At 65.4% G+C, this 13,045-nt stretch carries 9 protein-coding genes and 1 tRNA gene; 1 reads left to right on the forward strand and 9 read right to left on the reverse strand.

The features are described from left to right. Nucleotides 1–48: 48 nt before the first annotated feature. From phoU to F467_RS0107255, 8 genes are all read right to left on the reverse strand, one after another. On the reverse strand, nucleotides 49–771 hold the full coding sequence (phoU, locus tag F467_RS0107220) for a phosphate signaling complex protein PhoU (RefSeq protein WP_012982363.1): 723 nt from the start codon (nucleotides 769–771) through the stop codon (nucleotides 49–51). A gap of 26 nt (nucleotides 772–797) precedes the next feature. Then, nucleotides 798–1,628 (reverse strand): phosphate ABC transporter ATP-binding protein PstB, encoded by an 831-nt coding sequence (gene pstB / locus F467_RS0107225; protein ID WP_018139120.1) that lies wholly within the window; start codon nucleotides 1,626–1,628, stop codon nucleotides 798–800. 217 nt (nucleotides 1,629–1,845) lie between these two features. Next, nucleotides 1,846–3,513, reverse strand: coding sequence for a phosphate ABC transporter permease PstA (pstA, locus tag F467_RS0107230; RefSeq protein ID WP_018139119.1), 1,668 nt, complete (start codon nucleotides 3,511–3,513; stop codon nucleotides 1,846–1,848). Nucleotides 3,514–3,523: 10 nt separating this feature from the next. Beyond that, nucleotides 3,524–5,794, reverse strand: a complete 2,271-nt coding sequence (locus tag F467_RS0107235) for an ABC transporter permease subunit (RefSeq protein WP_018139118.1) — start codon at nucleotides 5,792–5,794, stop codon at nucleotides 3,524–3,526. A gap of 208 nt (nucleotides 5,795–6,002) precedes the next feature. Next, on the reverse strand, nucleotides 6,003–6,977 hold the full coding sequence (locus F467_RS0107240) for a PstS family phosphate ABC transporter substrate-binding protein (protein ID WP_018139117.1): 975 nt from the start codon (nucleotides 6,975–6,977) through the stop codon (nucleotides 6,003–6,005). Nucleotides 6,978–7,100: 123 nt separating this feature from the next. After that, on the reverse strand, nucleotides 7,101–8,423 hold the full coding sequence (gene phoR, locus F467_RS0107245; protein ID WP_018139116.1) for a phosphate regulon sensor histidine kinase PhoR: 1,323 nt from the start codon (nucleotides 8,421–8,423) through the stop codon (nucleotides 7,101–7,103). 45 nt (nucleotides 8,424–8,468) lie between these two features. Then, a complete protein-coding gene (phoB, locus tag F467_RS0107250; RefSeq protein ID WP_018139115.1) occupies nucleotides 8,469–9,158 on the reverse strand; it encodes a phosphate regulon transcriptional regulator PhoB in 690 nt (229 codons plus the stop codon). A gap of 112 nt (nucleotides 9,159–9,270) precedes the next feature. Next, on the reverse strand, nucleotides 9,271–10,074 hold the full coding sequence (locus F467_RS0107255) for an MBL fold metallo-hydrolase (RefSeq protein ID WP_038049699.1): 804 nt from the start codon (nucleotides 10,072–10,074) through the stop codon (nucleotides 9,271–9,273). A gap of 357 nt (nucleotides 10,075–10,431) precedes the next feature. Here F467_RS0107255 and F467_RS0107260 point away from each other — a divergent pair. After that, a tRNA-Ala gene (locus F467_RS0107260) sits at nucleotides 10,432–10,507 on the forward strand. A 43-nt stretch (nucleotides 10,508–10,550) separates the two neighbouring features. On the opposite strand, the gene F467_RS0107265 is transcribed toward F467_RS0107260, so the two are convergent. Beyond that, nucleotides 10,551–12,968, reverse strand: coding sequence for a bifunctional diguanylate cyclase/phosphodiesterase (locus F467_RS0107265; protein WP_018139113.1), 2,418 nt, complete (start codon nucleotides 12,966–12,968; stop codon nucleotides 10,551–10,553). Nucleotides 12,969–13,045: the final 77 nt, after the last annotated feature.

The raw sequence follows: 13,045 nt of genomic DNA on the forward strand, positions 1-13,045 counted from the left end.
GGCCTGATTGCCGGGTCGGTGTCTACTCGGCCCGGGTTTGTCGCTTTCCTAGTGGCGATCCCCCGTGGCCTCGGCTGCCATCTGGTCGTAACTGGTGTGGCGGACGTTCTTGCCCTTTACGAAATACACCACGTACTCGCAGATATTGCGCGCGCGGTCACCGATACGCTCCAGCGAGCGGGTCGCCCAGACGATATCCATCAGGCGTGGCACCGCATCGGGGGAGGCGGTCATCTGTTTCATCAGCTTGTGCGTGATGGCCTCGTAGAGGCTGTCGATCTGGATGTCCTGCTGTGCGACTCGCACCGCCTGCTCGGTGTCCATGCGCGCGAACGCATCGAGCACGCCGCGCGTCATCTCGCGCACGAGCTGGCCCATCTTCGCGATCTCGTCCATCGGTGCCTCGCGGCGGTCGGAGTCCAGCAGTTGCAAGCCCATGCGGCCCACACGCTCGGCCTCGTCGCCCATGCGTTCCAGGTCGGTGATGGTCTTGATCACCGCGATCACCAGACGCAGGTCGGAGGCCGTGGGCTGGCGACGGGCGAGGATGTGGGTGCATTCCTCGTCGATCTCGACCTCGAGCGCGTTGACCTTGTAGTCGGAGGTCATCACGGTCTCCGCCAGCGCGGTGTCGCCCTCGACCATCGCGGTCACCGCATCGCCGAGCTGCTGCTCGACCAGGCCGCCCATGGTCATCACCTTCTTGATGATGTCCTCCAGCTCGGCATTGAACTGCTGGGAGATGTGCTGCTTGAAAAAGCTCTTGTCCATGATCCGGACTCCTGATCCGAAATGGCCTAACCGAAGCGGCCGGTGATGTAGTCCTCGGTCTGCTTCTTGGCAGGCGAGGTGAACAGGGTGTCGGTGTCGGCGTATTCGATCAGCTCGCCCATGTACATGAAGGCGGTGTAGTCGGACACGCGTGCGGCCTGCTGCATGTTGTGGGTGACGATGACCAGCGTGTAATCCTTCTTCAGCTCGATCATCAACTCCTCGATCTTCAGCGTGGCCAGCGGGTCCAGCGCGGAGCAGGGCTCGTCCAGCAGCAGGACCTCGGGGTCGATCGCGATCGCGCGGGCGATCACCAGACGCTGCTGCTGACCGCCGGACAGGCCAAAGGCGTTCTCGTGCAGGCGATCCTTGACCTCGTCCCACAGCGCGGCACGCTTGAGCGACTTTTCCACCACCTCGTCCAGGCGTCGGCGATTCTTCACGCCCTGCAGCCGCAGGCCGTAGGCCACGTTCTCGTAGATGGACTTCGGGAACGGGTTGGGCTTCTGGAACACCATGCCGACGCGGCGGCGCAGCTCCGGCACGTCCACGGCCTTTTCGTAGATGTCGTCGCCGTCGAGCCGGATCGTGCCTTCGATGCGGGCGGCATCGATCAGGTCGTTCATGCGGTTGAAACAGCGCAGGAACGTGGACTTGCCGCAGCCGGACGGGCCGATGAATGCCGTGATCCGGTTCTTCGGGATCTGGATGTCGATGCCCTTCAGGGCCTGATCCTCACCATAGAACAGCTTCAGGTCCTCGGCGGTCAGGCAGATCTCCTCACTGGAGAGCCGCAGGCCGCGGTCGGGTCGGTCGCCTTGCGTCACGTTGACGGCGTGGGTAGCGGTGTCACTCATCTCGGGTACTCCATGGGAAACAGGGTTCGACGCATCCCGTCCTCGCGACGGTTCGGAAAAGCACCGTCATCGCGAGCGCCGCAGGCGCGTGGCGATCTCCGTGGGTCGGCCCCGACGCGACCCCGGGCAGGCGTCGGGGTGGCGGCGGGAGGTTGCCGCGGCCCCTTCGGGGCCTCGCAATGACGGTGTTTGCGGGAGGCGTTGTGCATCGGGCAACTCAATCGCTGTCGGCGCGGTATTTCTCGCGCAGGTAGTTGCGGATCGAGATCGCGGTCAGGTTGAGCACGATGATCAGCATTACCAGCACCAGGGCGGTGGCGTAGACCAGCGGGCGGCCGGCCTCGACGTTCGGGCTCTGGAAGCCGACGTCGAAGATATGGAAGCCCAGGTGCATGAACGCGCGGTCCAGGTGCAGATAGGGGAAGTTGCCATCCAGCGGCAGGGTCGGCGCCAGCTTGACCACGCCGACCAGCATCAGCGGCGCCACCTCGCCCGCGGCACGCGCCACGGCCAGGATCAGCCCGGTCATCATCGCCGGGGCCGACAGCGGCACGATCAGGCGCCACAGGGTCTCGGCCTTGGTCGCGCCCAGTGCCAGCGAGCCGTGGCGGATGCTGGCGCCGATCCGGGTCAGGCCTTCCTCGGTGGAGACGATCACCACCGGCAGCGTCAGTAGCGCGAGTGTGAGCGAGGCCCAGATGATCGCGGGCGAGCCGAAGGTCGGCGAGGGCAGGGCATCGCGGAAGAAGATCTGGTCGATGTTGCCGCCAATCAGGTACACGAAGAAGCCGAGCCCGAACACCCCGAACACGATCGACGGGACCCCGGCGAGGTTGTTCACCGAGATACGGATGGTGCGCACCAGTGGGCCCTGCTTCGCGTACTCGCGCAGGTAGATCGCAGCGAGCACGCCGAACGGGGTCACCACGATGGACATCAGGATGACCATCAGCACGGTGCCGAAGATCGCCGGCAGGATGCCGCCCTCGGTGTTCGCCTCGCGCGGGTAGCCGGTCATGAAGTCCCAGAAGGCGACGACATAGTGGCGTAGCTTGGCCGGCACGCTCATGTCGTTCGGCCACCAGGCGTTCACGATGCGCGAAAGCGGGATCGTCGCGTGCTGCCCGTCGGCGGTCTCCAGCACGATCGCAAAGCGGCCCAGTTCGTCACGCAGGGCGTTGCGCTCGGCCTCCAGTTCGGCGTAGCGGGCGTCCAGCTCCGCGCGCTCGGCGTCCAGCTCCTCCTGGCGCTGGCCGCGCTCCTCCAGCGACAGCTCTTCGGCACGCTCGACGCCGCGCTGGGCGATGCGCAGGCGCTCGAGCTCGAAGTTCACCCGGCCGATCTCGATACGCTCGATGCGCTCGATCTGTTGAACCAGCTCGCGGGTCTGCGGCATGCGCTCCTCGAACGCGGTTCGCGCCTCGCCACCCTCGGCGACCGTTTCGCCGTCTTCCTGGTATTCGCGGATGTAGCCGTAGAAATCGCCCCACTGCAGACGCTCCAGCACCACCACGTCGCGCGGGCGTTCCCATTCGGACATGAAGTCGTCCAGGTACCACTGGAAGTCGCGGCTGTCGAGGTCACGGTTGCCACGCTTGATCAGGTGGCGGACCACGATGTCCTGGCCTTCCGGCACGGTGAATCCAGCGTCGCGCATGGCCTGGGCGGTCATGGTCTCCGAGCGTTGCAGCTCACCCATGACGCGCCGGGGTTCGGAGTCCTGCTCTGTCTGGTATTCGAACTCGATGACCTCCGAGGGCCAGAAGAAGGACAGGCCGTTCACGGCGATCATCAGGATCAGGCCGAAGACCATCACCAGCGAGGCAGCGACCGCTCCGGCATTCAGCCAGATCCACGGGGTGCCGGATTTGAACCAACGATTCATCGGGTATGCCTCAAAGGGAGCTGTATTTCTGGCGCAGGCGCTGGCGCACGATCTCGGCGACCGTGTTTACCGCAAAGGTCAGCGCGAACAGGACCAGGGCGGCCAGGAACAGGATGCGGAAGTGGGTACTGCCGACGGCGGCCTCCGGCATCTCCACCGCGATGTTCGCGGAGAGCGTGCGCATGCCCTCGAAGATGTTGAAGTTGACCACCGGGGAGTTGCCGGTCGCCATCAGCACGATCATGGTCTCGCCCACCGCGCGGCCGAAGCCGATCATCACCGCGGAGAAGATCCCGGGGCTGGCGGTCAGCAGCACCACGCGCACCACGGTCTGCCACGGGGTCGCGCCCAGGGCCAGCGAGCCCTGGGTCAGGTGCCTGGGCACGTTGAACACCGCATCCTCGGAGATCGAGTAGATGGTCGGGATGACCGCGAAGCCCATCGCGATGCCGATCACGAGCGCATTGCGCTGGTCGTAGGTGATGCCCTGATCGGTCAGCCACTGGCGGGCATCGCCACCGAACATCCAGACCTCGATCAGCGGGCTCATGGAGACCGAGAACCAGCCGATGACCAGGATCACCGGGATCAGGATCGCGGCCTCCCAGCCGGCGGGCACGAGATTGCGCAGATTCTCCGGCAGCACACGGGTCCACAGGAACGCGGCGACCAGCATGCCCAGCGGTATCAGGATCAGGATGCTGACGACAGCCGGCAGATTGGCCTCGATGAACGGGGCCAGCCACAGCCCGGCGAGGAAGCCGAGGATGACCGTCGGCAGCGCCTCCATCAGCTCGATCGAGGGTTTGGTGATGCTGCGCATGCGCCGCGACATGAAGTAGGCGCTATAGATCGCCCCCATGATCGCCAGCGGGGTGGCGAACAGCATCGCGTAGAACGCGGCCTTGATGGTACCGATGGTCAGGGGCACCAGCGAGAATTTCGGCTCGAACTCGTCGGTTGCCGAGGACGACTGCCAGACGTAGTCACCCCCGGAGCGGCCCTCGTACCAAACCTTTTGCCACAGTACGTGGAAAGAGACCTCCGGGTGCGGGTTGGACAGGTCCTGCAGGTGCCAGGTCTCGTCGTCGTCGATGCCGATCAGCAGGCGGTTGCGCGGGTCGACATACACCCGGTGCAGCGGCTGGTCGGTGATCTGGCGTTCGATCAGGGTCCGTTGAGAGGTGGAGTAGTGGATCTTGACCTCGCCCTGATCGTCGGCGGTCAGGAAGCCCTTGCGGATGTACTCCGGCTGGGTGTTGCGAATCAGGCCGGCATGCGACGGGAAATCGCGTACGCGGGTGATGCGATTCACGTTGTCGTCGTCGCGCACCAGCATGTACTGGGCGACCGTGCCGTCGGAGCCCCCGACGATGATGGAGACCGTGCCGAGCAGATACTCCAGCGAGGTCACCTCGGCATCATCGCCGCGGATCACGCGCTTGCTGTCGACCAGGCTGGCGCGCGAGGGGTTGTTGATGTCGAAGAAGTGCAGCTGCCCCTGATCGTCGCCGACCAGCATGTGGCGGCCGGTGATATCCAGCAGGATGCGGGTCGGTGTGGCGCCATCCGGGAGCGAGGGCAGGTCGTAGGCGGAGCGTCGGACCTCGGTCTCGCCGGTCATCATCGAGGTGCGTTTCTCGAAGCGCACCAGCTTGAGATCGCCATTCTCCGTCGCAGCGGCGACGCGGATGCCGCTGGAGCCGCGCTGTATGCCGACCACCGAGATCGCGCGGCCGTCGTCGTCCACGTCCAGCAGTGCGGAGTCTTCGTCCCCCAGGGGGTACACCAGGCTCGGGTCGTACAGACGGCCTTCGGGACTGAAACGCTCGTTGTATTCGTACTCGATGGCCAGTACCTGCCCGTTGTCCAGGCCCGCGGCCACCAGGCGCGTGCGCGGCTCGGCGGCGCTGAAGCTGGTGACCTGCACATCCTCCGGGATCGGTAGCGACTCTTCTTTCACGATGTCGCCGCTGTAGGGGCGGAAGAAGAGGGCGCGTCGGTCTTCGGTCAGGCGAACCGCCATCTCGCGATGGCGGTTCACCGCCAGGTGGATGGTCTGCGTGTCGGCGCCGCCTGGAGCCGCGTATTCCGTGCGCGGCTCCAGGGTCGCGCCCTGGAACATGGGCAGTGTCTCGCTGGCGAGATACACGAACATCAGGGTCAGTGCACCAACCACGGCCACACCGAAAAAGCCGATGGTGTAACGGGCGGTGCGGTCCTTGGTGCGGCGCCAGCGCTGGAAGCGGCCGAGCGTCGAGGTGGCGGAGAGGCTGGACATTCAGGGTCCCCTGATGCGGCGGGTGTAGGGTGCAACTGGCCGGCATGCTACGGCCGCTTCATGACAGAAACGTGACAGCCATGTGACGGACCGTTGAACGCTGTATTGCGGGTCGAGCGGGCGGGCAGCAAGAGGCGGGCACAAAAAAACCGGGCCCCGCGAGGGACCCGGTTCGGGCCATCCGGAGATGGCCGGCGCGAGGCCTGGGTTATTCCAGACCGAGGTTCTTGCGCTCGCGTTCGGCCACGGCGGCCGGCAGCGGGATGAACCCGTCACGCACCACGACTTCCTGGCCTTCCTTCGACAGCACCATCTTCAGGAACTCGGCCGCGCGCGGGGTCAGGCCGTCTTCCGGGTGCTTGTTGACCATCACGTAGAGGAAGCGGGCCAGCGGGTAGTCTCCGGTCGAGGCGTTTTCGGCGTTCGGCTCGTAGTACTCGCCCTCGTTCTCGCCCAGCGGGACGGCGCGAACACCGGAGGTCATGTAGCCGATGCCGGAGTAGCCAATGCCGTTCAGCGACTCGGAGACACCCTGGACCACCGAGGCGGAACCGGGCTGTTCATTGACCGAATCCTTGAAGTCACCGTCGCACAGGGCGTGCTGGCGGAAGAAGCCATAGGTGCCGGAGACCGCGTTACGGCTGTAGAGCGTAATGTCGCGGTTTTCCCAGGAACCGTCGAGGCCGACCTGGCCCCAGCGCGTAATATCCTCGGCCCCACCGCAGCGGCGGGTGGAGGAGAAGATCGCATCGGTCTGTTCGAGGGTCAGGCCCTCGATCGGGTTGTCGCGGTTCACGTACACGGCGATGGTGTCGATCGCGACCGGGACGGCGGTCATTTCGTAGCCGTGGCGCTCTTCGAACTCGGCATGCTCGCTGTCACGCGGCATGCGCGACATCGGGCCGAAGTCGGCGGTGCCCTCGGTCAGGGCCGGCGGCGCGGTGGAGGTGCCGGCACCCTGGATCTGGACGTTGACGTTCGGGTAGAAGTTCTGGAACTCCTCGGCCCACAGCGTCATCAGGTTGTTCAGGGTGTCGGAGCCGATGCTCGACAGGTTGCCGGAAATCCCGGAGACCGCCTCGTAGGCCGGGATGTCGGCATCGACTTCGGCGGAGGCGGTAAACGGCGTAACGGCCATTGCGGTGGCGGTGGCCAGGGCCAGAATGCTGCGCTTCAACAACATGGGAATCTCCCCTTGAATGGAATTCTTGCAAGGTCACTTCAAGCGACCTTGGAGGGGGATTATGCGGAGCCGCGTTGACGCTCCTGTGACGGGGACATGACAGCCGTGTGACATCGCAGGGCGTCAGTTTTTGGCGGGCTCGGTGGGCTTGGTGCGGGTGATCGAGAGGGGGAACAGGCAGGTGAAGCGCGTGCCGCGACCGAGCTGGCTGTCGATCTCCAGGTGGCCGCCGTGTCGCGCGAGCACATGCTTGACGATGGCCAGTCCGAGCCCGGTTCCGCCGCGGCGCTGGTCGCGGCCGGCGTCCACCCGGTAGAAGCGTTCGGTCAGGCGGTGAAGGTGGTGGCGGGCGATCCCCGGTCCCTCGTCGATTACGCTGAGGCGCGCGCCGTCCGGGTCGGATTTCCAGCGGACCTCGATGCGGGTCCCGGCCGGGGTGTACTTGATCGCATTGAAGATGAGATTGGCGAAGGCCGAGCGCAATTCGTTCTCGGCCCCCTGTAACTGGAGCCCGTGCTGTGCGTGGATCTCGATGCGGTGGCGCTGGTCGCCGGAGAGCAGTTCCGCCTCGCCTTTCAGCGTGTCCAGCATGGCCCCGACGTCGACCCATTGTGGCGGGCCCTGCGGGCTGCCGGTCTCCAGGCGGGAGAGGGTCAGCAGGTCGTCGACCAGCAGCTTCATGCGTTCGGACTGCTCGCGCAGCAGCTGGACCGAGCGCGCCTTGTCCGGCTGGTCCGCCAGTTCGTCTTCCAGCGTTTCCACAACTCCGTACAGTACGGTCAACGGCGTGCGCAGCTCGTGCGAGACATTCGCAATGAAGTCGCGCCGCATCACTTCCAACCGGTGCAGGTGCGTGGTGTCCCGCGCCAGCAGCAGGAATTGCGCATCGCCATAGGGCACCAGGCGGAATTCCAGCTGCTGGTCGTCGTAGATCGGGGAGGGTGTGGTCACGCTGCCCGGCGTGGTGCGCGCGCTCTCCATGAACGTGATGAATGCCGGATTGCGCAGCAGGTGCGTGATGCGCTGGCCCTCGTCCTCCGGCCAGTTGAGTCCCAGCAGCTGCGTGGCCATTTCGTTCAGCCACTCGATGCGCAGATCGTCATTCAGGACCACGACTGCATCCGGCATCGCCCGTGCCGAGTCGCGGTAGCGCTCGAGGTACTGGCGCAGCCGGTGGACGCGATGTTCGTGGCGCCGGCGTCGGCGGTAAAGATGGTCGAAGGCCAGCCCCCAAAGCCCGCGCACATCCGGTGGTTCGCTGCGCCCACCCTGTCGCAGCCAGCGTTCCAGCAGCAACAGGTGCGAGAGGTTCCAGAACAGCGCCGCCCCCAGCAGGAACGCGATCGTGGCCCAGAACTGCCCCATGCTCCAGCCGAGCAGCGCGATCGGGACACCGACCAGCAGGGTTCCCGCGATGACACCGGGCCAGGGGTTGCGTGATTGCATCGGACGACCGAGTGGGGTGATTGGAGCTCGCGGCGCCGGCCGCGGTCAGGGAGTCTGGGAGAAACGGTACCCCGATCCGCGTACGGTTTGCACGAGGTGGTCATGCCCGGTCAGCGCCAGCGCCTTGCGCAGGCGCCGGATATGCACGTCCACGGTGCGTTCCTCGACGTACACATTGGTGCCCCAGACCTGGTCCAGCAACTGGCCGCGGGTGAACACGCGGTCCTGGTGGGTCATGAAGAAGTGCAGGAGGTTGTATTCGGTCGGGCCCATCGACAGGGCCTCGCCGTTGCCGCTCACGCGGTGCGAGACCGGGTCCAGACGCAGACCCTCGACTTCCACCGGCTCTTCGCTGGTGATCGGCGCGGTACGCCGTAGCACGGCCTTTATACGGGCAACCAGTTCGCGTGGCGAGAACGGTTTGGTCACGTAGTCGTCGGCACCCACATCCAGCCCGCGCACGCGGTCTTCTTCTTCGCCGCGGGCCGTCAGCATGATGATCGGGATGTCCTTGGTGAGCGGGCTGGCCTTTAGCGTGCGCGCCCAATCGAGGCCGCTCGTGTCCGGCAGCATCCAGTCGAGCAGGATCAGATCGGGGGGATCTTCCAGCAGCAGGGCCTTGGCAGTGCGCACATCGCCCGCCTCGCGCACCGCGTATCCGGCCTTGTGCAACGGCAGCTGGAGCATTTCGCGGATTGCGGTGTCATCCTCGACCAGCAGTATCTTTACAGCCATGACCCATTCCCGAGTTCAGGATGCCCTGCATTAGATAACAGAGATGTTACAGCCGTGTGACGGTGAGGGAACGGGAATGGCCGGATGCAGGCCGGGCGTTGCGGCTGAGAGCCTATCCGACCTTGAGGGCCCGGTTCTGGGCATGCAGTTCGAACCGCTCGCTGCCTTCCAGTAGCACCATCCGGCTCGCATGCCGCGACTGCTGGAGCTGCCGGCGGATGGCGGATTCATGTCCGGGCTTCAGGTGTGTGATGGCGATCCGTGGCTGGTGATGGAGCGCCTCCAGGTCGTCCGCAAGACGATGCGGGGTGTAATGCTTGGCCAGCTCGGCCATGCCGTCCATTTTGTCCGGCAGCCCGGACTCGATCATCAACAAGTCCAGATAGGGCAGGGTATTCAAGGCATCCCACAGGGCCCCGGAAGACGAGGTGTCTCCGGTGAACGCGAAGCCCATGCCGTCGTTGTGCATCACGCCGTACCCCACGGCGGGCACCGTATGCAGCGCAGGCAGGATATGAATCTCGCGCGATCCGATCATTACCTGCTGCCCCGGCTGAATCGCCTGAAACTGCAGCAGGGGCCGCTCGGGAGAGGGGAGACAGGTGAAGTCTGGCCAGATCACCCAGTTGAACACGTGCTTGCGCAGGGCCCGCAGGGTGGCCGGTAGCGCATGGATCTGGATGGGGGGCGCGTCCGGTGAATACACCATGTCCGCGAGCATCGGCAGAAATCCGATGTGGTCGAGGTGCGAATGGGTCAGAAATACGTGACGGACCTTTTGTAATTCGCCCAGAGTCAGGTCACCGACCCCACTGCCGGCGTCGATCAGGATATCTTCGTCGATCAGAATCGATGTCGTGCGACGGTTGGGGCCGATGCCGCCACTAGCGCCCAATATGCGGACAGAGAGACTCATTCCGGATCGGACTGCAACTGAAAGTTGTGAATGTCTCGGCAGACCATGCGGCAGAGACGCCTCCTTGAAGAGACGGTAGCTACGACGGATTTCCGACGTACTTCTAACATACATTAAGACTAGATCAGGTCTAAGCGTGTCTGACGTGACCTGCACCACGAAAATGGCACGTGTGGTCGGACAACGGCTGAAAAAGGTGCTAGGCATCGCGTTTTCCACCCGGTTCCGGGCCTGTGCTGGCACCCGGGATGGGGCGAGGAACGCCGCTTGGTCAGCCTGGGCAAGGGCGACGGGCAGGGATTACGCGACTGTCTCTTCCCGCGCTCGTCGGGAGTTGCTAGAATGCGCGCCTTGATTGGGGCGGTAGCTCAGCTGGGAGAGCGTCGCGTTCGCAATGCGAAGGTCGGGAGTTCGATCCTCCTCCGCTCCACCAATACATCAGAGAAAAGGCCTGCAGACGCAGGCCTTTTTTCGTTTCAGCTTCCGGTTTGGCGGGCGCTCGAAGGGTGGTTGGACTGCACCAGCTCGATCACTCGCTCGGGGGGCACGGGGGGCGTGGTCAGGTAGCCCTGCCAGGCATCGCAGCCCTGCGAGGCGAGAAAGCTCCGCTGGGCCTCGGTCTCCACGCCTTCCGCCAGCACGTCCAGCCCCAGGTTGTGGGCCATGCTGATGATCGCCATGGTCAGTTCCACGTCGTTGCGGTCCTCCGGCAGGTCGCGCACGAACGTCTGGTCGATCTTCAGGATGTCGATCGCGAACTCCTTCAGGTAGGCAAGCGACGAATATCCAGTGCCGAAGTCGTCGATCGCCAGCAATACGCCAAGGGATTTCAGTTGTTCCAGTGTGCCGCGGGTGGCCTCGGCCTGGTGCATCAGGGTGCTCTCGGTAATCTCGAGGGTCAGACGGCGTGGTTCCAGGCCCGTGTTGCGCAGTACCTGACGAATCCGGCGCGGCAGGCCGGGCGCGGCGATCTGGTGTCCGGACAGGTTGACCGAGACCTCGAGCGGAGGGTGTCCGGAGCGGTCCCACTCGATCACCTGGCGGCAGGCCTGCTCCAGCACGAAGTCGCCGACCGCCCCGATCAGGCCGGTCTCTTCCGCGACCGGGATGAACACGTTCGGAGAGATCAGGCCTTCTTCCGGGTCGCGCCAGCGCACCAGGGCCTCGACCCCAGTGATGCGGCCGGTGGCCATCCGTACCTGTGGCTGATAGAAGACCTCGAGCTCGTCCTGCGCCAGGGCCCGGCGGAGGCGGTTCTCGATCTCCAGGCGGCGGCTCGCCGCCTCGGTCATCGAATGGCTGTAGAAGCGGAACGTATTGCGGCCGGCATCCTTCGCCTCGTACATCGCCGCATCCGCCTGAGTGATCAGCTCTCCGGCATCCCTGGCATGGTCGGGGAAAAGCGAGATGCCGATGCTCGCGCCCACCTGCAGGTCGCGCCAGCCCCCGACCGCGAAGGACTCCGCGATCAGCTCCAGCAGTTCGCGGGCGCGTGCCTCGACATCGGGCCGGTCGCGGATGTCATCGAGCACCACGATGAATTCGTCCCCGCCGATGCGTGCCACGGTCTGGGCCCGGAAGCGCTCTTTCAGGCGCTCTCCGAGGATTTGCAACAGCTCGTCCCCGACCGCGTGGCCCAGGCTGTCGTTGATGGTCTTGAAGCGGTCAAGATCCATGAACAGCACTGCTATTCGGTCCTTCTGGTGCCGGGCCTCGGCCATGGCGCTGTCCAGCCGCTGGTGCAGCAATACGCGGTTGGGCAGCCCGGTCAGCGGGTCGTGGCCGGCCTGATAGGCCAGGCGCGCCTCGTGCGCGCGCAGGCGCGATTCCGCCTCGCGCCGCTGGTCAACTTCCAGGGCCAACTGGGCGTTCAGCCGGCGGTAATGCACCACGGCCAGCGTCGAAAGCAGCAGCAGGGCCAGCAGAAACCCCAGCGGGATCTCCGGGCGGGCCTCCAGGAGCGCGCGGAGATCCAGCACTAGCGTCGGTTCGTAGGGCGGCAGGCCCAGCGTCTCGAACAACTGGTGCACCGGGGTGTAGGACAGGGGGGCCGACCAGCCGTGGTAGCCGCCTGCGCTGGCCGCGAGGTGATCGGCCGGCAGGCGCAGCAGGGCGATGGTGACCGCCTCCGCGATTGCATCGGGGGTGTGGTCCAGACGCGAGAAGGGCCATTCCGGGTACAGCCGGGTCGTGTGGGCCAGCGGGAATTCGGCGGTTTCGCGCGGCTGCAGTACTCGAAGGGCATCCGAGGGGATCTCGCCCGCTTCTATCAGCGATTCCAGCAGCCCGGTACGGACCATCCCGGCGTCGGCCTCGCCGGCAAGCAGGGCGTCGATCACCAGGCGGTGCGGCATCCCGGTGAAGGTGAGCGATTCGAGATCCTCGAACGGGTCGATCCCGGCGCGATGCAGTTCGAAATGGCCGGCCTGCCACCCCCCCAGCGAGTCCTGGTCTACGGCGAGCAGGCGCTGGCCACGCAGGTCGGGCAGGGTCTGCAGGTCTTCGCGCCCGGCGGGTACCAGGACCACGCCGCCGAACTGGCGGACCGGTTGGCCCTGCTCGCTCCCGATGAGAGTGGCCAGCCGGGTAATGCCCTGCTGCGCCTCCAGCCGCACGTAGTGTCCGGTGTTGGTCAGTACGAAGTCCAGCTCCCCCGATTCGACGGCGCGATTGAGGTCAGCGTAGTCGAGCGCACGGATCCGGAACGCGGCGTCGGAGATGCTTTCGCTTAGATAGTCGGCCGTGGGTTGCCAGCGCGCCTCGGTGGCCTCGAGGTCTTCGAAGGCGAGGACCCCGATCGTATGCACGTCGGGCGTATCGGTGATGGCCAGGGCGGGCGCAACAGCGGTCAGCAGCGCCAGCAGCGAGGAGAGCAGGGGTCGTGGCCAGAACATGGCAAGAGCCTACTCGATCTGGGGGAATGCCGCATGGGGGCGGGCGAGTGCGGTGCAAGGGGAGGGACCCCGCCGCC

The sequence above is a fragment of the Thioalkalivibrio sp. ALJ12 genome, assembly GCF_000378305.1.
GTDB lineage: Bacteria > Pseudomonadota > Gammaproteobacteria > Ectothiorhodospirales > Ectothiorhodospiraceae > Thioalkalivibrio.